We start from the raw sequence: 22,795 nt of genomic DNA on the forward strand, positions 1-22,795 counted from the left end.
AAAGCGATTTTTAGAAAAAGTAGCTGTGTAGCTTACCTGCCGGGCACTTGAAAACAGACACTCTGACGTCTTTCTAGAGGTCAGACTAGTAGTTGAAAAGAAAAAAGGTTATAAGCAAAGATCAACGCACACACACGAAAAAGCAATGCACCTGCTGACAGGAACACTGCTCCTATGCTCACTCATTCATAGCGATGAATCATGGAAATTCGCCATTCTCCGTCGATGTCAGAGACGAGAACGTCTTCGGTAAGCAGACGCTCGTCGGATCCAGGGCGATATTGGGCACGTACGATATAATCATCATTGTCGGTCGTGTACGATAATAAATCGGGGACCACTTCCTGAATTTCTTCCTCAAACAATTCACCCATCGAGACATGAACGTCTTGAAATTGAACTTCACCCTTGGATAATAATTCCTCGTATTGATTGGCATTCATGTTCAGTTCATCGTGCCGATACGTATCGGACAGCAACTCGAAAAGTTGGTCATAATTCTCGTTTTCAAGTCGTTGGTAGTACTCAGCCACAAATGCTTCCGGTGTAAAAAGCAGACCTCCTTGCGCGGCTGCTGATTGTTCCGGAGATAACGGCGTATGAATGAAGCTGCCAAGCACTTCTGAATTTTCTCCCTGTTCATGTACTAATAAATCATTGCGGATTACCACATCCCCGCTTCCGTACTTCTCCTCTTCTTCCCCTCGATAATCTCCTTCCAAAAGAACACTTACTGCATCCGTTTCTCCGATATCATGTTCATAAAAATAATCGACCGGGGATACTTGTCCCTCTTCTAACGATTGAATATTTATATTTTCTATCCGGAAATTATCGAATTCTTCCAAAATATATTGGGCACCTTGTTCGCCAGTCCCCGGATCAATCATTTGCTCGGCTGCCTCTTCGTCTCCACGATTGATCGCCTCAAAATAATCAAAGAGAAACGATTCCAACGTTTCTCCGCCTGCCCTGTCGACCTCCTCATTCTCTTTATGGTTATCCTCTCGATCTTCCGGAGGCTGGGTTTCCATGTCATCATCGGTATCATTTGAATCGGAAACATCAGAGGCATGAAAACAAGAAGCCGAGAGAAATAAAACGGTGAGCAGCAACAACCCGTGCCACACCACCCTCATAAACGACGCTCCTCTCTCCTCAGTTACAATGATTCGTTTTTGTAAAATAATAGATCCTCTCAAGTGCAAACAAACAGTCTCCATACATTTCTCACACTCGGACGAGAGAAGAAAAGCCTATCCCTCTACAAAAACCATATGTTTATTCACTCTACTTGTTTGTACTGTTCGACAAGCACTTGCACTTCCCCATCTTCTTCCTTCTGCCGCTCATCATGAACAAGTCCGGCAATGGAACGTTTTTGAATAATAAACCTTAAATCAGCCATCAACTGGACCGTATCGATCCCTGGGTTCTTGGGATCGTCGTTCACTCTCTCCCGATACCGGTCAAACTTGGTGTGATTCAAAAATTTCAATAAACAGTAGTAACAGCCTCTGCGTGTTCCTAATTTTAAATATTTATTTTTGATATTTTTTTTGCATATGTTGCACTGGATAGCTGGTTTCCTGACATTGTTCAGGCGTATGGATTCAAGTAACCAAACCGATGTTTTTTCTATATTCCCAACATTAATGGAAAAAACCCCCTTTGTATGATTTATTGATGAATGGCAAGATTTTTATAGCTCTCTTAAACGTATACTAACCTCTCGCTATTATCAAGTCATCGCTACAAAAATAGGGACGAAAGCCTATGGAAAATGAATGATAATAGGTCGAATGGTCTTATGTAATAAAAACGCCCGAGAAGGAGGTCCCTCAACGGGCGCATTTGATATTATTTTGCCGTCACATTAAGCGTGACATCGACATTTCCTCTTGTTGCTTTCGAATAGGGGCAAAACCCGTGTGCTTTTTCCACTAATTCTTCAGCTTTTGCTTGATCGACGCCTTTCACGGATACATTTAATTGCACACCAAGTTGAAAACCGTCATCGCTTGGGTCTTTGAGCAAGCTCACGGCTGCTTCTGTTTCCGATTCTACATCCTCTTTATCTTTACTGGCCATTAGATTAAATGCACCATCAAAGCACGAGGCATAACCGGCAGCAAACAATTGCTCGGGGTTAGAAACCTCTGATAGTATTTCGTCACCGCTTGGATTCTTTAAATCTACATCGATGACACCGTTATCCGATTTAACATGCCCATCTCTCCCGCCACTCGCGGTTGCTTTTGTTGTAAAAACTTTATCTGCCATTCTATCATCTTCTCCTTTATTTGTATTTTGTTCTATTCTATATATTAACGTTTCCGAAAGGTTTTAAACCTCTGTTTTTGATTAGGATTCCACGATTATCTACGGGGACCTACGGGTATAATAGATGGACACAACTTTTACCGTTTAAAGGAGGGGGAGCAGCTTTGAAACGTACAGGAGAAATGATATTGGGAATGATTGGTGTGGTCATTACTTTTCTTGTCTCCCTTTTCGTTCTGTTCATGGTGATCGGCCTACAACAAGCCGATGTTCCCCAGTTGACCAACATTATCGAACAAGAGCTTGCAAATGACCCAAATGTCCAGGGGCAAGAAGCAGAAGAATTTTCAGCTCTCGTTTTAAATGTTATGTCGACCGCTGGTTGGGGATTGCTTGCCGTCCATGCCATTGGGCTGGTTTTAGGCATTATCGCCCTCGTGAAACTAAATCGCAACGCCAAAACAGCTGGAATTTTGTTCTTGATAGCAGGGGGAGAGCTACTGTTGTTAACGGTGGGCTTTAGTTTTGTTTATGCAGCCCTTTTCATTATTGCAGGTGTTATGTGCCTGGCGCGAAAACCACCGGTTCAACCGGAGGGGAGCGCCGACCCTGATAATTAGTGTGTGAAGTCCTTCGAAGTTCGACCTCTTTGAGGTGCCGGATAAACATGGGATTTTGCAAAGGCTTCATCACCAAAGGCGGCGGTACATACCCAACCTCCGCCCTCTATTTTTATTCTTCCTCGAAGAAATACGATTTCGAATGATACCGAACACCGAGAACAAGACCAAGCGCAAGCATAGAACTTACCAACGAGCTTCCTCCGTAGCTTATGAGCGGAAGCGTAAAGCCGGTGACAGGCAATAAGCCAATATTCATGCCGATGTTTTGGAATACTTGGAACGTAAAAAGGGCAATGACCCCTGCACATATATACGTGCCAAAACTATGGTGGCTGCGGATGGCTGTCATCATAATTTGATAGAACAAAACAAAATAAAGGGTAATCACAATCGCGGTTCCGATAAAGCCCGTCTCCATCCCGATAACGGCAAAGATTAAATCCGTGTGGGCCTCGGGAAAATAAACATTGTGCTCAGAACTGCCGGTCAAGCCACCCGATCCGATGGCTGTCATCGCTTGTGCCACTTGAAAGCCGTGATCCGGATTTTCCAAAGGCCGCAGCCACCCATGAAAACGATTAACTTGATAATCTGCCATATGATCAAACAATAATCGCTGTACTATCTCCGGAAAACGAAAGTATGCAACAATAAATGCACCAAATAAAAGCGCGGGAACCCCGTATAAAATGGACAGTAACTTATAAGACATCCCGGATACCAGAGTCAAGCCGACGGCAATCGCGACCATCATCATGACCATGCCCATATCGGGCTGAAAATATAATAAAATGATTGGCGGTAGAATAACGGCTCCCATTTTCGTGAGCAACCACATATCCGATTGGAGCTCTTTAGGTGTGAACATGTTATTATGCCGATAAATGAGCGAACTAAGAGTTATAATGACAAACACTTTCATAAACTCCGACGGTTGAAGGTTAACCGGGCCTAAGTTAAACCACCTTGTTGCCCCCTCGGTTTCCGGAGCTATACTATCAGGCGCAAGCAGCAACACGACTAACATGAACAACCCAAAACCATAAAAAATCCAGTGCAAATTCAAATAATACTCAAAGTCAAAGTGTAAAACGGCAAATGCTATAAGAAATGCAAAGATATAAAATACCATCTGCATAATGACGAAATTTGTATCATATTGCTCCTGCTGCTGAGCCAAATAGACATAAAAACAACTCACGACAGCAAAAATGAACAGCACGAACATCATATTGATATCGTATTGTTTTTCGTTATTGTACGGTTTCACGTCTTCATCCCCTGTTTTTTTCTATCTGTTCCAATCATACATTAATTTTTTACGATCGTATATGAATTAGAAAGCCAAAAAAAGAAAAGACCGGCCACTTCGTGCAGCCGATCCTTATGCTTTCATTTTTCATTCGGAATGTCAAACATCGTCGATACCGTTACGAATTCATATCCTTGGTCTTGCAATTCCGGAATGATGGTCTCCAAAGCTTCGGGCGTTTGGATCTCCTGCGTCCAATCGCCGCCGTCATGCATAAGTATGACGTCCCCGCCACCGGTCATATCAAGCACATTCGCGGTTATTTCATTCGCGGGGATTTGCTCCCAATCCATGGAATCGACAGACCATCCGATGACGACGTTATCCAGTGCAGCGAGCCGCTCGGTTTGCTCTACGGTCACATTGCCATACGGTGGACGAAACAGACGCGGACGGTACCCAATCGCATCTTCAATGATTTCCTCCGTCTGTGCCACTTCCCATTCCACTTGCCCCACGCTTTCCTCTGCAAGGTTCGGATGCCAGAATGTATGGTTGCCAACGTCGTGCCCTTCCTCATCCATCCGCTGCAAAAACTCCGGATAAGCTTCCGCCCGTGCCCCCATTACAAAAAAAGTGGCCGGGACATCATAGGCTTTCAGCGTATTAAGGATGGGCTCGGTAAAACGAGGGTCAGGGCCATCGTCAAACGTAAGCGCAATCTTATTGCTCGTCGGATCTCCCTGAAAAAAAACGACCCCCGGAAATTGCATTTGTAACTGCGCAATGGAAACAGGGTCAGGGTTTCGCACGTCTTCTTCACTGCCGCCTCGCATGGACGGAGGCTCATAACCATCGGCCTGCACTGCGTCCGATCCCATACCAAAGCATAGGAAGGGCAGCATAATGAAAAAAATCCATTTTTTCTTCACAAACTTGCCCCTTTCTAAGGCTTTCGCCATAAAAGCTTGGCGAAAAGCCAAGTTTTCTAAAAAACTTTTTTCTTAGTCTGGACAAGGTGCTTGGTTTTATGTGTTCGTGTTAGAATGTAGGTAACCGAACGGCCACTTCAACCGGAAAGGAAAGTGGGTTATGAAAACATGGGATCGCATCTTTTTTATCTTTATATCTTGCCTGGCGCTTGGCACGGTTATCGTTGGCACGGAAGGGACGAACGAGGGTCCCTTTCTTGTATTGGCCGTTACGTTTTTCGGGCTTTCCTTGATCGGCTATTTCTTGTTTTTTACTATCCTTACCACGGATTGGTTCTATAATATTTGGGCGTTAAATGGCATCCTTGTCGCCCTTGCTTTCTATTTTGATGATGCCTCCATCGTCCTCATTCCATTAACGGTTATTTGGCTGGCTGTGCTTGCGTCGGATTACTTCCTCCGTCAAAGCGATCATTGAAGCACTTTATCCGTCTCCAGTAACGTTATGATTCGTGGGTCTCTGTTTATCACACCCTGAAACAATCCGTAGGTTTCGTCTTCGCGGCCAGCAGGGATTCCCTCTATCTCCGTTTCGGTAATATCCAAAAGGTCATTTGCCCGATCAACAATGAAGCCGACTGCCCCATCATTTCCGAGAACCACCAGTATGCGCGTCTGCTTATCGTATGGAGCAGCTTCAACCCCTAAACAGAGCCTGAGGTCGATGACAGGAGTGATCTTCCCGCGCAAATTCATCACACCGGCAATATCGGGGCGGGGAGCCCCGGGGACACGGGTGAGAGGGAGCATGCGTTCGATCGATTGCACACGACTGACCTCCAACCCATATTCTTCCCCATTCAATTCAAAGATAACGATTTTCTCTTGAGCAGTATCTGTTGGCACCTTTCCCACTCCCATTCCTTATTTAACGAGCGCGTTCGTGTCAATAATTAACGCTACTTCACCGTCGCCTATAACCGTGGCACCCGAAATCGCGAACGTTTCCAATAAAAAGTTGCCAAGTGATTTTAACACCACTTCATGATGGCCGATAAACGCATCCACAACGAGCCCCGTGTATCGTTTTCCTTTTTGCACGATAATAACGTCATAAAAAGGTTCGTAATGTGAATCTCCCACCGCCTTTGGCACCTGAAAAACGTCATGCAAAAAGAGAAGCGGTATGAGGGTCCCCCTGAATTCAATGACTTCCTGGTGGTAGGTTTTATGGATGTCCGTTTCCGAAATGATCATCGTTTCCGTAATTGCAGAAATGGGAATGCCATAGGTTTCATTTTCCACTTGGACGAGTAAAGCTTCAATGATGGAGAGCGTCAATGGCAACTGCACGGAAAAAACGGACCCTTGCCCCGGTTCGGCATCGACGGAAACGACACCGCCAAGCGATTCGAATGTTTGCCGGACGACATCAAGGCCAACCCCTCTCCCCGATACATCTGTAATTTCTTCGGCTGTGCTGAATCCCGAGGAAAACAATAATTGGTACTTCTCGGGGGCCGTCATCGTTTTTGCGTCTTCTTCAGCGATAATCCCTTGGCTAATTGCTTTGTTAACGAGCTTTTCCTTATCAATGCCCGCGCCATCGTCCGAAACCTGTATGTACACATGATTGTCGCTATGATAAGCGCTGAGACGGACGGTTCCTTCTTCATTTTTACCGGCTGCCAACCGATGTTCGGGCAATTCAATTCCGTGATCGATTGAATTTCTCAACAAGTGAACAAGCGGATCCCCAATTTCATCGATGATAGAACGGTCCAGTTCCGTTTTTTCCCCTTCGATCTCCATCTTTATTTTCTTCCCAAGATCTTTGGACACCTTTCGCACCATACGCGGAAAACGATTAAAAACATTTTCGACAGGCATCATGCGCATGTTCAAAATAACCGCTTGCAAATCAGTAGATATTCGGCTCATTCGCTCTACTGTTTCCGTTAGCGCTTGATTTTGCAACGATTGCGCGGTCCTTTCCAACCGCCCGCGATCCACGATCCATTCTTCAAACAAATTCATCAGCGTATCCAAACGCTCCACATTTATTTTTATCGTTCGCTTCGTTTCATTTTTTCCCGTGAAACGCTCTGTATCACTTTCTTCTTGTTCAAAATTTTCTTCTCGTTGCATGAGTCTATCCGTAATCGCTTCGATTTCCACCGAGGCGATTTCCGACACATTATATAGGATGGCCTTCAGCTCTTCAATGCTTTTTGTCGATATAAAAGCAACCGTAAACGTATGCTCAAAATTCTCCTCTTCCAATTCCTCTACGGGTGGACTGGCTTTAATAACCTCTCCGTGGTCCCCCAGCGCTTGAAATGCCATATGCACCCGCGCCGCTTTCAATAGAGTGGAGGCATCCAAAGTAATCGTTATTTCATAGGGGGTATAGCCTTGTTCTACAGATTGGTCCAACACGGTCTGCTCGAATTCATCGTAGGAGAGCGATTGCGTTATTTCGACCGTCGCCGCTGTCTCATCCACATCCTCCGACGTCAGCGCTTTTAGGTGAGCGAGATGAGGGTCAATGTCTCGGCTGCCATTTCCGCCTTCGGCAATGTCATCAATCATTTCCTCGACAGCATCAACAGCGTTAAAGACCTCATCAAACATTTCAGACGTGGCCTTCCCTGTTTCATTTCGAAGCACATCCAGTACATTTTCCATCGCGTGGGTAAGCGTGGCAAGATCCTGAAACTCCATCGATGCCGCCATCCCTTTTAACGTATGGGCAGAACGGAAAACTTCTTCAATGATAGGGAGCGCGGTTGGATTTTTTTCCAACTGCAATAAATGGTCGTTCATATTTTGAACATGCTCCCGCCCTTCATCGATAAACAATTGCAAGTAATTCGATTGTGCCATTTCATCCTCTCATTTCCGCTCATTCTATTATTTCCATTTTAACACAACCATCGTTTGAATTGAGTATTTTTTCCTAGGTTTTGTTCCTAAAAAAAAGAAGCGATCGTTTTCGCTTCTTTTTACGGTGTTTCAATGACTGCACAGGCAACGCGATCTCCCGCGTCTCCGGTATCGAGCGTATCTTCATCCGGACCGGATTCGTCTTGTTCCTCGGAAGTGTAGCGATCCGGGATATGGGCAAAATTATCCGGGTTACTATGAATGATCATGGCTGTTTCTTCTTCCACCAGTTCATCGGGAGTAAAGCGGTCACTTTCTATCGACATTTCCACTGCCCCATCTTCTTTGACATAGAGGGGAGGTAAATCGCCGGCATGCTCTCCATGCTCGTTATCCTCCGGCGAATAGTGCCCTTCCGCGGTATCAAACGGGCCTTCTTCGGCATCAGGTTCGCATACACCTTCTTCATGAATGTGAAAACCATGAAACCCAGGATCAAGATTTTCAGCTTCTGCTGTGATCCGTGTGTTTCCGTCTCGTTCATGAAAATTCACCGTTCCCACCGGTTCTTCATTTGCATCATGCAACTCGGCGATCGCCTCCGGTTCTTCTACGTCTTCTGCGACCGCATCCTCCTCATCCATTTCTTGCACTTCGCCATTGTCCTCGCCATTATCCGGCGTATCCAATGACTCATTATCTTCTTCCAAATCTTCCGACGAGCATGCAGCCAGTAGGATGGAGAAAGCACCTATGAATACGAAAGGTAAAAAATTTTTCTTCATGTCTTCAACACTCCATTTCAATATGTTCCAATATGCTATTGCCCGTTTAAAGATCAGATTAAACGAGAAATTCCCATATTAATGGAAATCCATTCACAAGTCTTAGGTACTTGGCACTGATGAAAAGAAAGAGGAAGAGAACGGAGATGAAAAAGACGAAGATACTGAAAATGGTGACAACGAAGAAGGGAATGGGAACGGAAATGGCGACGATAACGGGGAGACCCCCGGAACCGTTTGGGGGGTTGATTCCGCCAGTCTTACGGATGAAGAGATGCTGGAATGTGTCACTGATAATTATGGGGACCCTGCCGTGTGGGGGCGTTACCTCGGTGAAAATGAAGGCGTCTCTTACGGGATAACCGATGAAGAAATCGACTTATTGCAGGCCAATGATATTCAAACGCTTGTAATTTGGAACCATACGACGGATGTTACCGGCTATGACCACGGACAAAACGAAGCCGAAGAAGCGATAGAAATGGCAAGAGAGTACGATATTATCGAAGAGGTGGCTCTTTTCATAAACGTAGAGCCAATATATCCGGTGGACGCCGCGTTCATTCTAGGCTGGCATGATGCGCTCACGGATTCCGAATATGAGTCCGGCATCTACGGCTTGTTTGATCCTGATGAAGAGATTTATCCCGCCTTTGAAGCAGCCGCCGATGAAAACGACGACTTACTCGATGAAATGTACGTTTGGTCCTCCTCGCCAAACGTAGGCATCACTGCAGAGGAAGAGGCACCGGCATATGACCCTGATTATCCGGATGGTGCGTTGCTCGCCGGTTGGCAATACGGACTGGATGATGAGATTTGCAACATTGATACGAATATTTTTGATGGGAATGTGCTAGATGCCGTTTGGTAACAGAAAGAAGCGTTCAAGTGGCGGCACAATCGGGTGAGCGTGAATTTCCGGCCGCTATCTCCGGGTATTGGTACCCTCACACGTGATCGCGGCATTCGCTTCGCGCGTGACCTAACTACTTTCGCAGGCAACCGTTAGGGATCGATTAGAAGATGTTGGCACCCATAACATCTTAGAGCCATCACCGCTTATTCTTCCACACACACGAAAAAACCCCGGCTGCCCGCCGGGGTCAATGATTAAAAGGTTATGCTTCTTTCGCGTATACACTCACGCGTTTGCGCTTTTTATCCACACGCTCAAATTTTACAACGCCGTCGATTTTGGCGAACAATGTATCATCGCCACCTTTACCGACGTTTTCACCGGGGTGGATTTTTGTGCCACGCTGGCGAACAAGGATGGAGCCTCCCGTCACGTTTTGACCGTCGCCTCTTTTTGCGCCGAGGCGTTTCGCAATCGAGTCACGGCCGTTTTTCGTGCTCCCTACCCCTTTTTTCTGAGCGAAAAATTGCAAGTCCATGTTAAGCATTGTCCTACACCTCCTTATATTTTTCCGTCACTTTTATAAAATCTCCATACGAATCCTGGATGCCATTGATGGCTACGAGCATGCCTTCCAACAACAATTGGCCGTCTTCCGCTTCACGGCCACTCCATGTGTCGGGGATAGCCCCATGCATGTAACCGCCATCCCCCTCGCTATCCAAATCGAGGGGTGCGGCACACAGGGCTTCAATGGCGTTAACCGTGCCAATCGCAACTGCTGATACACCTGCACAAACGATGTCCTCACCGTAATCAGCGGCATTTGCGTGGCCGGATAATGTGAATGATTGAATGGTATGATCTGCTTCATCGCGAACGATCGTCATTCTTATCATCGCTATTCAGCCTTATGATTGAATGCTGCCGATCGTGACTTTGGTATATGGCTGACGATGGCCTTGTTTACGACGATAGCCTTTGCGACGCTTAAATTTATATACAATAATTTTCTTGCCTTTGTCGTTCTTTTCGACTTTTCCAGCTACTTGTGCGCCGTCCACATAAGGAGCGCCTACTTTTGTTTCGTCGCCGCCAACCAAAAGCACTTTATCGAAGGTGACTTCCTCTCCGGCCTCTGCCGGCAGTTTTTCAACAAAAATGGATTGACCTTCTTCGACTTTGATTTGCTTTCCGCCTGTCTCAATAATTGCGTACACTCTACGCACCTCCCACGTTTCTAAGACTCGCCGTGTAAGGTGCCGATCCTTTCCAGCTTATAACCTTACCCGCGCGGTTGTAGTTTGGAGGGTCCAAACAACATCATAATATTATCACAGGGCACGAACGCTGTCAATGCAGCAATTCTGATGAAAAAACGCATTTACAAGTGTGCCAGCGTGCCGATGGAAACGTGGCTTTCCCGTGTTTGGAACCAATGGTCGAGCAAATCCCTTTCCTCAATCAAATGGCCCGTTTCTTTAATTTTATACACCGTTTGCTTGTCTTTATGCAGGCGTCGCAATGCCGCGTGAATACTTTCCTTGGAAGATACGTGGATCAATATGTTTTTTTTCTCCCTTTGGTTTGCAAGCAAGCGTCTTTCCAATAGGAAACGCAAAAACCCGTATGGTTGTTGTCGCCATTCCAAGTAATGGCATACAGAGAGAAATACCAGGATCACCCACCACTGTAAATGCATCGGATAAAAAAGGGCTGTGATTAAAGCGACGATCATAAGAAAACCGAAGGAAAAACGAAGCGTCCATGTTTGCGCTTCCCGAAACGGCAAAAACTTGCAAGTGATCAGCTGGAGAAGTTTCCCTCCATCCAATGGCCATAGCGGCAATAAATTAAAAAATAAGAGTGCGCTGTTATGAAAAAGAAAGGCTTCATGATCGCTGGTTGTCCAAAAAGGGAAGAGGCTAACAGCAATCCAGGAGAAGGCCATAAGAATAAGGTGTTGAAACGGCCCGGCCAGGATAACGATGAGTTCTTCCCGGTAAGGACGATTTCCATATTCCTCTGTCTCCGCGACCCCCCCGAATGGAAGCAGTTCAATTTTTCGCAAGCGCCAACCGAAATATTTTGCGGCGACAGCATGGCCAAGCTCGTGGAAACAGACAATCACAAATAGCATAAGCAGTTCGCGAAAATAACCCGTCGCGATGCCTAGCGCGACCACAAACCAAAACAGGGGATGCACACGGACGAGCAACAGAAGATTAATCAAATGTCATCACTTCGTTAGGATCAATATATTCCTCATTTTCCCGTATCGCAAATGTAAAACGTCCACCTTCCCCATCCTCATCACTCATCACCTCTCCCAATAAGGCACCGGCCTCCACATGATCATATAAACCAACATCAATGGAATCCAAAGTGCCATACCATGCTTCCGTCCCATCCTCATGTTGAACAACAACGACCTGTCCCCAATCTTCATCGGCACTCGCCTGTATGACGACCCCGCCGCGAGTAGCGATGACCTCCTCATCTTCCATCGTTTCAAGAACGATAGCGCGGCCATTTTCCGAAAAACTTTCAGCAATGCCTGCTCCCGCGGCCGGCAAGGCATATCCCTCGGAACCAACAAGTTCAGATTCATAGCTCTGTTCTTCCGGAAAAAGGGCGAGTGGACGCCCAAATTGTTCTTCATACCAATTTGACACGGTTGCAAATTGAAATTCATTTTCATACAAGTTCACCGCTGTTTGTTTCGTATCTGCCGACAATGGAACGTTCGTTTGAACAATCATCGCCGTCAGTAAAAAACAAGCAAGCGCTCCCAACCACTGAATGAAAAAACGTTGTTTCATTTTTTCTTTACGAGGACTTGATGATTGTTTGTTATCTTGATCTCTCCATAGATAAAATTCGGGCTCATGTTCATTCATTTCTTCACGACTTGGATAGTACCCATAAAATGGCTTTTCATTTTTCGATGTCGGTATCGGATCTTTTTTCCCCGCCGGTTCCTGCTTTCGCTTCTTGGATAATTGTTTTCGCACCCGATCAATATCCCGGCTCATAACACCCCTCCCCGCGTTTGTACATCGTATGAACGAGGGGACAAGGATATGCGTGGGAGCCTCATTGCACTCGAAACGAAAAAATCATGCGTAAACGTATGATGCCGAAAGCCTAAGTCTTTTTTTCTATTGCAAAAAAAACGACCCGTTCCCTTCATGAGAAACAGGTCGCCAGGATATCTCTTTATGCTTCAATCCCGAATAATTTTTTTACCTTCGCAAAAAATCCTTTTTTTGGTTCAATGGAAAGGAGGGGGACGGATTCCCCGAGAATGCGCCTGGCAATGTTTCGATACGCGAGTGAGGAGGATGTATTCGGAGTTGTTGCCACGGGTTCGCCTTTATTAGCGGCACGTATAACATTCTCATCATCAAAGACAATGCCGAGAAGGTCAACGGCCAACGTGGCAGCGACGTCGTCCACATCCAACATATCTTCTGAAACATCTTTCGATGCACTTGTACGAACACGATTCACAATCAGTTTCGGTGAAGGGATGTCCTCTTGTTCCAATAAACCGATAATGCGATCGGCATCGCGGACAGCTGATGTATCGGGGGTAGTAACAACGATCGCTTGATCGGCACCGGCTACCGCAATGCGAAACCCATGCTCGATACCGGCCGGGGAGTCGATAATTAAGTAATCATAATCCGGTTTCAATGCATGAACAATTTCTTCCATTTGCTCCGGCGTGACTGCTGATTTTTCCTTCGTTTGCGCCGCGGGAAGCAAGTGCAGACAATCGAAACGTTTATCCCGGATTAACGCTTGTTGGACTTTACAGCGTTCTTCCAGAACATCTACCAGATCATAAATGATTCGGTTTTCCAGCCCCATAACAACATCAAGGTTCCGCAGTCCAATATCGGTATCGAGCAAGCAAACCTGTTTTCCTTGCAATGCCAAAGCCGTCCCAATATTCGCCGATGTCGTCGTTTTCCCGACGCCGCCTTTCCCTGATGTGATGACGATAGCCTCTCCCACAACGTTTCCCCTCCTTATTCTTTTTCTGTATTTCGCTGTTTTCGTAACTCCGCTAAACTGCTAATCGTTTGAAATAGGATCGATTGTTGTTCCTTTTCCACATGTGCATAACGGGGCCACGCGTACGTAGCTTCTTTCGCCAATTCCTCACGAGTTAATTCGGTTAAGTATAAATGATCTGCAATCATCATCTGGGAAGGCACCAATATCGCGGCCGCGACCACCGCTTCATCATTCCCTTCCGTGCCGGCACGGGCGGTTCCTTTCAAAGCTCCCAGCACGTACACATCTCCGGTAGCTTCAACCGTCCCTCCGGGATTAACATCTCCGAGAATTAGAGCGTCTCCTTTCACACGCAGCACTTGGCCGGAACGAACGAGACGTGGATACGATTGGATTTGGTTATCTTCCTTTATTTTCATGGCTTCCGCCATTGTGATCACATCAGAGACAATTTCGCTAACGATGATCGCGCCAGACTGCTCAATGGTGGAACGGATCTCTTCCCGCTGCCCGTCATCCACGTAGCGCTTGCCTACATGGACGCGTACATGAACTTCTTTGCTTTGGTCGTTCCCATTCATGTTTTCCATCATTTTCGCTCTTAGCTCGCTCATGAGTTCCGAATAGGCGCACCGATCATCAAGATGAACGATGAGCCCTTCTTTTGTGCCTTTAATCGTTACGAACTGATTTGAATAGCCCGTTTTCACTTGCTCACCCCGATTCATTCCAGGTCTTAGCTATGTTACCTTGGGATAGCTTCGATGTTTGTTGCTCTTTTTCCTTCTTCGTTCCTATAACGATGCCTTTTTAAACCGATCTTCGCGCTCCAATTTATTGAAAATTTTTCGCATCGGGATCATGATTAAAATACCAAAAGCACCGTTTAATAACACGGAGGGCATCCAACGTTGCCAGGCAAAATCACCGAAGGGAACCGATGCATAGCCAATCCCGTGATAGATGCCGTAAGTCAAGATCTCCAAGCCGCTAACAGCAAGGACAATCACCACCAACACGAGCAATGGTTTCGTTTTTACAGATTCGGAGGAGACACCGCTTATATAAGCAATTAAGCCATAGGAGAACATATAAACGCCTATTAATGACGAATAGACCACATCTTGAAAAAGACCCGTGATCCCCCCATAAATAAAACCTGTTAACGCGCCCTTGTATATGGATATAATAACAATCATCACAAACGCGAAGCGCGGAACCCATACAAATTCATCTGTAGGCGGGACCAATATCTGAAACCATGTTCCTTCAATTAAAAATGCAACAGCGATGAGGATAGGGAGCAAATAACGCATCAATTTGTGCTCCCTTCAGGATCAAGTTCCACCGGTTCCTCCGGATCGTCGGTTTCTTCTTCCTCAAAATCTTCAAGCGCGGAGCTATTACGGTCAAGCACCATGACATGTTGGATATTGTGATAATCAGCGGCCGGTTCCACAAAAGCATTCACCGTTAATCCATATTCGTCGGTTTCTACTCCTATAACTTCCCCGATGGGAACATCGGCGGGGAACCCGAGCCCACCAAGCCCTGAGGTGCTTACTTCCTGTCCTTCTTCGATTTCTGTTTCAACCTCAATTTTGCTAAGAATGAACGCATCTTCTTCCTCGTCCCAACCTTCGATGAACCCATAGACAGGATCATCGTCTTCGATGGCCACTTTCGCGGAGATTCGGTTCATACGTTCTCCATCGGATAGCAATTGCACTTGGGAGGTAAACATACCGGTGTTTTGAATACGGCCGACCAATCCACCTGAAGTAATCACCGCCATATCATTTTCCACACCGTGTTGGGATCCACGGTTAATCCCGATCGTTTCCGTCCAACGGTCCGGCTGGCGCTCGATCACGAGAGCTGTCAAACTCGAATAATCGCTCAAGCTTTCCTCCATCTCCTGTGCTTCCTGTAAACTGGCATTTTCTTCTCGCAGTCCCTCAACCTCTGAAGACAGAAATGCATAGTCATTCATCTGGGCTTTCAAACGTTCATTTTCATCATAAAGATTGACGACATTAACGACATCATCATATATACCGCTTAAAAAATTCGCCGGGCGCTGAAAGGCAGATTGAACAACCCCGACGGTATCATTAATAAATTGCTCCGGCCATGTCACCTCTTCTCGTTCATTCAACGTCAAACCAACTAGTATAACGAGGACAATTATGCTGACCATGAGCAATATCAAACGTTTATTAGAAAAAAATTGGGGCATGGAAGACACCTTCTAGATTGAACTTCTTGAATAATCCCCGCTTTATCGGGCGGGGAATTACGTCCGCTGATACCATTCATTACTTATTCGTTTTCCGGGGGCAACGCAGGAACACGTTCCAAACAGAAAGAACCCCCACGCCCTTTATTTACGGTTCGATCGCGCGGTAATTCCGGCACGAGATCGAAACAGATGGAGATTCTCCAACGCTCTGCCCGTTCCTAACGCCACACAATCCAAAGGATCTTCTGCAACGAGTACCGGCATATCCGTCTCCTCCCCGAGTACTTTATCAAGTCCGTTTAAAAGAGAGCCGCCACCGGTAAGGACAATGCCCCGATCCATGATATCTGCAGCCAGTTCCGGCGGGGTCCGTTCAAGCGTTGCTTTTACCGTTTCCATAATGGTGGTTACGGTATCGCTTATCGCGTGGGAAATCTCATCCGATTGAATGGTGATCGTTTTTGGCAAACCGGTAACAAGGTCTCGTCCACGAATATCCATGCCCCTTACATTTTCCGATTGATCCGCTGAACCAATTTCCATTTTTAAGCTTTCGCTCGTCCGTTCGCCAATCATTAGATTGTACGTCTTTTTAATGTATTGAATAATGGAGTCATCCAGTTCATCACCGGCAACGCGAATCGATTTGCTTGTGACGATACCGCCAAGGGAGATGATCGCCACTTCTGTCGTACCGCCACCAATATCTACGACCATGCTTCCGGTCGGTTCCCAGACCGGAAGATCCGCCCCGATCGCGGAAGCAAACGGTTCTTCGATCGTATAAGCCTCGCGTGCGCCTGCTTGTTTTGTCGCATCTTCTACCGCTCTTTTTTCCACAGCCGTAATTCCTGAGGGAACGCAAACCATGACGTTTGGTTTACGTGTGAATATCGAGCGGTTTTTCTGTGCTTGGCGAATGAAATATTTCATCATCGTCGCCGTTGTATCAAAGTCTGCGATAACCCCGTCTTTCATCGGTCGGGTAGCAACGATGTTGCCGGGCGTCCGACCGATCATGTTTTTAGCATCATCTCCGACCGCTTCGATCGTTTGCGAATCCGAGCGAATCGCTACGACCGATGGTTCTCTCACTACAACGCCCTTGCCTTTGACATAGACGAGCGTATTTGCCGTACCTAAATCAATCCCTAAATCCTTTGAAAAACCACCAAACATCTATGTATCTCCCTTCATTGGTAACCCTGCTAATAATTGTAACCTTGTTCTTTATTGTCGCTTCATCACAAAAAACGTTACACTTATTCATTTTATTGAATATGACGTTTCAAAAACAACCCTAAAAACGTTGGCTTTTTATCAAATTTCCCCTATTTATTATACGCAATATCCCCTTAAAAACATAGCGTTTCAGCAAGCTTTCATAAATTTCCTCAATTCGTCACAGTCCATCATTCTACATTTTAGAGGACAGAGGCGGGACATAAATGTTTGAAAGCGAACAATAAGGAAACTTTAGGACTAGGGCAAAGGGGTTGAAATAAATGGTCACACCTGCAAAGGACGGTCTTTATACGTCCAACGAAATGGAAGCTGGCCCTCGGGTTGATTCGATCACGAGATAGGGATGCTCAACCAAATGTCAGTTTAATTGGGGATGAGCGGTGTTTCGGTGTATAAATGAATCGGAGGTATGCTTCGGCTTCCTGCACTTCTATGCTCTCCTTTCATGCCGATCCTGTCCTTCCTTCAGCATAGTTGTGGTGCTTTGCTTCCTTTTTCATGCCGAAGCCAAGGATGCTTCGGCTTCCGAGTAGGCCTTTGCCCTCCTTTCATGCCAATGCCGTCCTTTCTTCGGCATATTCGTTGCTCTACGCCCCCTCCCCATGTCGATACCTTGGTTGGTTTGGATTCCGAGTAGGCCTTTCCGTGAGGAAGTGAACGGGAAATTCCACCAATGGGCATTAGCTGAGTAGGCTGGGTACGATTCTTTGAACTTTTTTATTTTTTAGAATGAAAAAAGACCAATGCAAATGCACTGACCTTTTACAAACCTTCTATGTTATGAAATGATCCCGTGTTCCCGCAAGCTTGTGTAGCGTCGGTCACCGATAATAATATGATCCAACACTTCCACGCCTAGGACTTTGCCGCAATCAACGAGACGCTTGGTAACTTCACGGTCCTCTTTGCTCGGGGACGGATCGCCGGAAGGATGATTATGCAAACAAACGATGGAAGCCGCCGACCGCCGCAAAGCTTCTTTGAATACTTCCCGCGGATGGACGATGCTGGCATTGAGGCTGCCGATAAACAGTGTCTTTTTGTGTAGGACTTGATTTTTTGTGTTGAGATAAATGGCCACAAAGTGTTCCTGGGTAAGAAAACGCATTTCTTCCATGACATAATCAGAGGCGTCTTCGGGTGTTTTGATGGAATACCTTTCCCTTTGTTGCATGGTATGGATGCGTTTCCCAAGCTCTAGCGCTGCACGCAATTCGATTGCCTTCACTTGCCCGATGCCCTTGATGGCCTGCAATTCTTCCAAACTGGCTTCTTTTAGCATCATAATGCCTTCGAATTCGGAAAGGACCCGATTGGCCAACTGCAAGACGGTTTCATTCGTCGTTCCCGTTCTTAATAAAATAGCGAGAAGTTCCTGGTTGGAAAGGTAATCAGCCCCTTCTTGAACGAGTCGTTCCCGGGGCATTTCTTGTAGCGGAAGGGGAGATTTTGTCGCGGGGGATCGTGTCAATACTTCACCTCATTTATAATTTTTCACTCATTGTGGATAAAGCGAAACTTCCATCACTCCTCTGATGGTTTGAAATGTACGCCGGCTAAAACCGCCACGTCCTGTGCGTCGGAATCGGGGTGTTAGCCTCCCGTTTTTCCGGAAGTCAGATTTCAGAGGCCAGAGGTCGGAAAAAGCCTTTTTCAGGAAACAAAGAATTATTCTTCCGGCTTCCAGCTTCCGGTGTCTGACCTCTGGAACTGTGGGCGCTTCCCATCGGGATAAATGTGAAAATATTCCAGCATGCGGGCGACTTTGGCAACAGGTAACCCTACAACATTAAAATAATCACCGGTAAAGCGTTCGACCAAGCGGGCACCCTTTCCCTGGATACCATATGCTCCGGCTTTATCCATCGGTTCGCCCGTTTCAACATACGCTTCGATATCTTTCCTGTCCAAGTTGTAAAAATCGATACTCGTTTTTTCCGAATCTGTGTGTACCTTTGTTCCTTTTTTAATGCAAACGCCTGTACAAACCTCGTGCCTCTTGCCAGACAAATAGGTAAGCATACGAACAGCATCTTCGGCATCCGCCGGTTTACCGAGCAAGATGCCATCGATCGCCACGATCGTATCAGCAGCGAGGATGACATCGTCCGGAAATCGTTGGTGGACATCTTCAGCTTTTGCCGAAGCCAAACGAACGGCATTTTCTGCAGGTGTTTGTTTATCCTGGATATGCTCGTCTTTATCGCTGACGGCAGTCCTATAGGCATAACCGCTCTCGTTTAATAGTTGCTGTCGGCGCAAGGAAGCTGACGCTAGGATCAACATGATCTTACACCCTCATTTTTCTAGAAACTAGTCATCCATCTTTCATAGGCTAGTGTTGCTTCCATCCACGCTTCGTGGTCCTCGACGTTTCCTTCCTCATGCAAAGATTGGATCGTTGCTGAAAAGTTCTCGCTTTCTTGGTCATCTTCCCCCTCAATGGCGTCCATATCCATATCCATGAGGGCGCGTTCCGCTTCTTCCTTCCCTCCTTCCGGGCCAGTCGCTTCCAACCCGTTTACTAAGGCTTCTCCTGTCTCCCTTGCCAATTGTTCGGTTTCTTCGTCCGTTCCTTCTGTCGGTGCCGGCACCGACAATGTCTTTACATAGCCTTCCAATCCTTCTTCGTTTATTTCCGGAATTACCTCGCTATCCGCTTCCCCTTGAGCAGTGATTCCGGCATACAAATAAATCATCTCTTCATCTTCATGCAAGAGTGCCGGAAAACCTGCTTCAGAAAATACTTCTTGCATCTCTTGCCCGGCGTCATTCGTTGAGAAGGCCCCTACCTGGACAATATCCAGTTGCAATTGTTCTGTCTCCTCGTCTTCATCAACAGCAATAGAGCCGGTTTGATTGCCGGGGGCATCTTCTGCTGTACCTGCATCGGAGGTCAGGGAAAAATTTGTGGCCAAGTGAAGCAGCGAGAGTCCAAATATTAATCCGACGATCAAGGCTCCGGCAATGGTTACAGGGATTGTCAAACGTTTGAAAGAGCCCCTTTTTCTTGAAACGTTGACTCCCGGTTTCTTTTTCTTCCGATGAACGGGTAATCCGGGACCATTCGTTAACGGTTGGCCATCTCGTTCGGCCCATTCCCTCCGCTTTTCTCTAAGATCGATGACTTCGCGCCGTTCCCTTCCCCGTGAATGACTTTCTACATTATCGCCTTCAGCGTCCCTTTTGAAAAGGGGGGATCCAAGCTCTTTTTGTTCCGGGATTTTTTGTTCCCTGGCCGTACGTGCGTGCTCGATGTTGTTTTTATTCGAGACTTCCCGATCTTCACGCGTTTCTTCATGTCTCGTTACTTCTTTGCCGTTTATTTTAAAGGTTACTTTGCGGGGGCCTTGTCCCATTTCTACCTCCTCATCCATCCGTCTTCTGCTGCCCTACTTTATCACAAATTCGATCAGAAGCATGGGGAGTTTTGTCAATGGGCGTGTGCAACTGTCCGACAAAGCCCGATTATTAGGGCAGTGGATACCAACTCCAAACCGTATTCCCGAACAAGAGGACGATGACCACCGCCAACGCAATGCTTGGCGCAAACGGAAAGGCCTGGCCTGTTTTCAAGCGACCGCTGACAAGCGCCAACAAGCCGATTACCGTGCCGAAAAGGGTCGACAGAAAAAACACGAGTAGCAAGTCCCAAAGGCCGAACGCGAGTCCGAGCACAGCAAAAAATTTAACATCGCCGCCACCGATCCCGCCACCGCTTAAGAGCAGCACGCAATACAGGATAACAAAACTGGTGGAAGCGGCTAAAAACGAGCTCCACCAAGGGTCCAAGGGATCAATGAAAAGACGGATGAAAACGAACAGGGTGGCAAACAAGAGAAGAATAACATTTGGAATGCGCATATAACGAAGATCGGTGATCGTAACAATGATAACGAGAGAAAGGACGAGGAGCGCGATGACCATCTCAGTCGAAAGGGGATAAAAGCGTACGTAGACAAGGACGAAGAGAAAAGCAGTAGCAATCTCCACAATAAAATATTGCGGCGAGATATGCACAGTGCAATAGCGGCACCTTCCCAAGGTAGATAGGAAGGAAACAACGGGAAAAAGATCACGTGCCTGTAATGTTGCATGACAATTGGGGCATTCGGAACGACTCCAAGCGATCGGCTTCCCAATCGGTACGCGTACACCGACCACTTGGAAAAAAGATCCGAATATCAGCCCCAGCATCAACATAACCATCACTTCGGGAAGCAAACAGGACCCCTTTTCTCAAACTCCTATACTAACCACTCTCCGTAACTATTCGACGTTTGCTCTGTTTTTCCTGCTTTATTCTTTTAGAAAACTTGGCTTATCGCCAAGCCTTAGTTGCACTTATGAAGGAAAAAGTTTTATACTTTCTTACCTGCCAAAAAATGACGTCGCACTTCCGATATGAAGTATAAAGAACCGGCCAATACAATGACATCATTTGCACCCGCGCGTTTCAGCAGTTCGTTGTACCCTTTTTTCCAATCGCTGAAGGCTTCCCCGGCCAACGAAACTTGCGCGGGGTCTGCTGCTCTTGGATGGGAGAATCTTGTCATAATAAAGCTCGCCGGATCCAAAGAGAGTATAGGAGCAAACATCGCTGACGGTTCTTTTTCCACCGTAAAAGCGGTTAATAGATGAAGCGCTCGATCTGGATACACCTTTGCAAGATAACGAGCCAAACGCTCCACGCCTTCCGGATTGTGCGCGCCGTCCATAAGCACGAGCGGAGATTCCTGCAATTTTTCAAGACGGCCCGGCCAAAAAGCTTTGGCCAACCCTTCTGCCAGCGATTGTTTATCAATCGGAAAGGACCGGTAAACTCGCAAGTAATCGGCGATCATAACCGCAAGGGCGCCATTTTCCAGCTGATGCTCTCCGCGCAGAAATACACGAAGGTCCTTATACCGATGAAACGGCGTGCGTACGGAAAACGTTCCTCCATCTTTGTCCATGGACCCATCGAGCAGCTCAAAATGCTCTTGAAACGCATAATACGGCGCGTGCATCTCCACAGCACGTGTGTGGATAATCGCTGACGCTTCCGGGTTTCGACAAGCGGTGATGACCGGCACAGCAGGCTTGATAATTCCTGCTTTTTCTTTGGCGATATCGGTGATTTCCGAACCAAGAATGTGCATGTGATCTTTCCCGACGTTCGTGATCACACTTAAGGTGGGTTGAATGACATTCGTCGAATCCAAACGTCCACCAAGCCCCACTTCCCATATGACGATGTCGGGAACGGCAACTTTGGCAAAGTACCAGTTCGCGATCACTGTTAAAATTTCGAATTCCGTCGGAGGCCCCCATTCCGTCTTTTCAAGAGCAGCCGCGTGCGGAGCAACGGCACGGGCCGCGGAAATGAAATCCTCCTGAGGAATTGGGGTGCCATTCACGCTGATACGCTCTTCAAACTGAATGATATAGGGAGAAGTAAACGTACCTACCCTAAGCCCTGATGCTTGTAACATCGATTGGACATACGTGAGCGTTGATCCTTTTCCGTTCGTGCCACCGATATGAACCGACAAGAGACGGCGCTCGGGATTGCCGAGCGCCTCCAATAAATGTTCGACACGCTGCAACCCCGGCTTTATCCCGAATGGTCGGTGGTTTTTTAACCACGTCATTACTTCTGCAAATGTATCCATTCACCCGT

The 22,795-nt window shown here is 46.7% G+C and carries 26 protein-coding genes and 1 other annotated feature; of the genes, 3 read left to right on the forward strand and 23 right to left on the reverse strand.

Translation table 11 applies throughout. From position 1 onward, the window contains the following. Positions 1-182: 182 nt before the first annotated feature. The 3 genes from DT065_RS06845 to DT065_RS06850 all read right to left on the reverse strand — a co-directional run bounded on the left by DT065_RS06845 (position 183) and on the right by DT065_RS06850 (position 2,283). On the reverse strand, positions 183-1,139 hold the full coding sequence (locus DT065_RS06845; RefSeq protein WP_114371948.1) for a hypothetical protein: 957 nt from the start codon (positions 1,137-1,139) through the stop codon (positions 183-185). A 146-nt stretch (positions 1,140-1,285) separates the two neighbouring features. Then, the gene (locus tag DT065_RS18820) at positions 1,286-1,453 is read right to left on the reverse strand and encodes a hypothetical protein (protein WP_160112441.1); all 168 of its coding nucleotides are present in this window, start codon (positions 1,451-1,453) and stop codon (positions 1,286-1,288) included. A 407-nt stretch (positions 1,454-1,860) separates the two neighbouring features. Continuing rightward, on the reverse strand, positions 1,861-2,283 hold the full coding sequence (locus DT065_RS06850) for an organic hydroperoxide resistance protein (protein ID WP_114371950.1): 423 nt from the start codon (positions 2,281-2,283) through the stop codon (positions 1,861-1,863). 164 nt (positions 2,284-2,447) lie between these two features. Here DT065_RS06850 and DT065_RS06855 point away from each other — a divergent pair, with 164 nt between their 5' ends. After that, positions 2,448-2,903 (forward strand): DUF4064 domain-containing protein, encoded by a 456-nt coding sequence (locus DT065_RS06855; protein ID WP_114371952.1) that lies wholly within the window; start codon positions 2,448-2,450, stop codon positions 2,901-2,903. Positions 2,904-3,015: 112 nt separating this feature from the next. Here DT065_RS06855 and DT065_RS06860 read toward each other — a convergent pair whose 3' ends face one another. Then, the gene (locus DT065_RS06860; RefSeq protein WP_114371954.1) at positions 3,016-4,176 is read right to left on the reverse strand and encodes an FtsW/RodA/SpoVE family cell cycle protein; all 1,161 of its coding nucleotides are present in this window, start codon (positions 4,174-4,176) and stop codon (positions 3,016-3,018) included. Positions 4,177-4,298: 122 nt separating this feature from the next. Further along, positions 4,299-5,090, reverse strand: coding sequence for a polysaccharide deacetylase family protein (locus DT065_RS06865; RefSeq protein ID WP_114371956.1), 792 nt, complete (start codon positions 5,088-5,090; stop codon positions 4,299-4,301). 160 nt (positions 5,091-5,250) lie between these two features. On the opposite strand from DT065_RS06865, the gene DT065_RS06870 reads away from it, so the two are divergent. Continuing rightward, positions 5,251-5,568, forward strand: a complete 318-nt coding sequence (locus DT065_RS06870) for a hypothetical protein (RefSeq protein WP_114371958.1) — start codon at positions 5,251-5,253, stop codon at positions 5,566-5,568. Here DT065_RS06870 and DT065_RS06875 read toward each other — a convergent pair. The 3 genes from DT065_RS06875 to DT065_RS06885 all read right to left on the reverse strand — a co-directional run bounded on the left by DT065_RS06875 (position 5,562) and on the right by DT065_RS06885 (position 8,761). Beyond that, on the reverse strand, positions 5,562-5,996 hold the full coding sequence (locus DT065_RS06875) for a chemotaxis protein CheW (RefSeq protein ID WP_227002752.1): 435 nt from the start codon (positions 5,994-5,996) through the stop codon (positions 5,562-5,564). The genes DT065_RS06870 and DT065_RS06875 overlap by 7 nt on opposite strands. 18 nt (positions 5,997-6,014) lie before the next feature. Beyond that, entirely contained in the window at positions 6,015-7,976 is a 1,962-nt protein-coding gene (locus DT065_RS06880; RefSeq protein WP_114371961.1) for a chemotaxis protein CheA, read from the reverse strand. 119 nt (positions 7,977-8,095) lie between these two features. Further along, positions 8,096-8,761, reverse strand: a complete 666-nt coding sequence (locus DT065_RS06885) for a superoxide dismutase family protein (RefSeq protein ID WP_114371963.1) — start codon at positions 8,759-8,761, stop codon at positions 8,096-8,098. Positions 8,762-9,035: 274 nt separating this feature from the next. Here DT065_RS06885 and DT065_RS06890 point away from each other — a divergent pair, with 274 nt between their 5' ends. Next, entirely contained in the window at positions 9,036-9,635 is a 600-nt protein-coding gene (locus DT065_RS06890) for a glycoside hydrolase domain-containing protein (RefSeq protein ID WP_227002753.1), read from the forward strand. Between the two features lie 247 nt (positions 9,636-9,882). On the opposite strand, the gene rpmA is transcribed toward DT065_RS06890, so the two are convergent. The 15 genes from rpmA to DT065_RS06965 form a co-directional block, all read right to left on the reverse strand. Beyond that, the gene (rpmA, locus tag DT065_RS06895; protein WP_114371965.1) at positions 9,883-10,167 is read right to left on the reverse strand and encodes a 50S ribosomal protein L27; all 285 of its coding nucleotides are present in this window, start codon (positions 10,165-10,167) and stop codon (positions 9,883-9,885) included. Positions 10,168-10,171: 4 nt separating this feature from the next. Further along, positions 10,172-10,519 (reverse strand): ribosomal-processing cysteine protease Prp, encoded by a 348-nt coding sequence (locus DT065_RS06900; protein WP_114371967.1) that lies wholly within the window; start codon positions 10,517-10,519, stop codon positions 10,172-10,174. A gap of 12 nt (positions 10,520-10,531) precedes the next feature. Further along, positions 10,532-10,840 (reverse strand): 50S ribosomal protein L21, encoded by a 309-nt coding sequence (gene rplU, locus DT065_RS06905; protein WP_114371969.1) that lies wholly within the window; start codon positions 10,838-10,840, stop codon positions 10,532-10,534. Between the two features lie 13 nt (positions 10,841-10,853). Next, positions 10,854-10,929 (reverse strand) — a sequence feature (ribosomal protein L21 leader region). A gap of 75 nt (positions 10,930-11,004) precedes the next feature. Next, positions 11,005-11,853: a M50 family metallopeptidase gene (locus DT065_RS06910; RefSeq protein ID WP_114371971.1), complete on the reverse strand. Its 849-nt coding sequence runs from the start codon at positions 11,851-11,853 to the stop codon at positions 11,005-11,007. Further along, positions 11,846-12,655: a M23 family metallopeptidase gene (locus tag DT065_RS06915; RefSeq protein ID WP_114371973.1), complete on the reverse strand. Its 810-nt coding sequence runs from the start codon at positions 12,653-12,655 to the stop codon at positions 11,846-11,848. The genes DT065_RS06910 and DT065_RS06915 overlap by 8 nt, the downstream gene beginning before the upstream one ends. Before the next feature lie 184 nt (positions 12,656-12,839). Further along, positions 12,840-13,643, reverse strand: a complete 804-nt coding sequence (gene minD / locus DT065_RS06920; protein ID WP_114371975.1) for a septum site-determining protein MinD — start codon at positions 13,641-13,643, stop codon at positions 12,840-12,842. A 14-nt stretch (positions 13,644-13,657) separates the two neighbouring features. After that, positions 13,658-14,356: a septum site-determining protein MinC gene (locus DT065_RS06925; protein WP_160112442.1), complete on the reverse strand. Its 699-nt coding sequence runs from the start codon at positions 14,354-14,356 to the stop codon at positions 13,658-13,660. A gap of 84 nt (positions 14,357-14,440) precedes the next feature. Next, positions 14,441-14,962 carry a rod shape-determining protein MreD gene (gene mreD, locus DT065_RS06930; protein WP_114371979.1) on the reverse strand — a complete coding sequence of 174 codons (522 nt, stop codon included), beginning with the start codon at positions 14,960-14,962 and terminating at the stop codon, positions 14,441-14,443. Beyond that, entirely contained in the window at positions 14,962-15,885 is a 924-nt protein-coding gene (gene mreC / locus DT065_RS06935) for a rod shape-determining protein MreC (RefSeq protein ID WP_114371981.1), read from the reverse strand. Before mreC ends, mreD begins: the two co-directional genes overlap by 1 nt. Positions 15,886-16,029: 144 nt before the next feature. Further along, positions 16,030-17,067: a rod shape-determining protein gene (locus DT065_RS06940; RefSeq protein WP_114371983.1), complete on the reverse strand. Its 1,038-nt coding sequence runs from the start codon at positions 17,065-17,067 to the stop codon at positions 16,030-16,032. An 844-nt stretch (positions 17,068-17,911) separates the two neighbouring features. Continuing rightward, positions 17,912-18,604 (reverse strand): RadC family protein, encoded by a 693-nt coding sequence (radC, locus tag DT065_RS06945; protein WP_335743581.1) that lies wholly within the window; start codon positions 18,602-18,604, stop codon positions 17,912-17,914. A gap of 197 nt (positions 18,605-18,801) precedes the next feature. Further along, complete coding sequence (locus DT065_RS06950) at positions 18,802-19,419, reverse strand: Maf family protein (RefSeq protein WP_114371985.1); 618 nt, start codon at positions 19,417-19,419, stop codon at positions 18,802-18,804. Positions 19,420-19,439: 20 nt separating this feature from the next. Beyond that, positions 19,440-20,492 (reverse strand): hypothetical protein, encoded by a 1,053-nt coding sequence (locus tag DT065_RS06955; protein WP_114371987.1) that lies wholly within the window; start codon positions 20,490-20,492, stop codon positions 19,440-19,442. Positions 20,493-20,604: 112 nt separating this feature from the next. Continuing rightward, positions 20,605-21,357, reverse strand: coding sequence for a prepilin peptidase (locus tag DT065_RS06960; RefSeq protein ID WP_114371989.1), 753 nt, complete (start codon positions 21,355-21,357; stop codon positions 20,605-20,607). A 137-nt stretch (positions 21,358-21,494) separates the two neighbouring features. Continuing rightward, a complete protein-coding gene (locus DT065_RS06965; RefSeq protein WP_114371991.1) occupies positions 21,495-22,787 on the reverse strand; it encodes a bifunctional folylpolyglutamate synthase/dihydrofolate synthase in 1,293 nt (430 codons plus the stop codon). Positions 22,788-22,795: the final 8 nt, after the last annotated feature.

The sequence above is a fragment of the Salicibibacter kimchii genome (assembly GCF_003336365.1).
GTDB lineage: Bacteria > Bacillota > Bacilli > Bacillales > Marinococcaceae > Salicibibacter > Salicibibacter kimchii.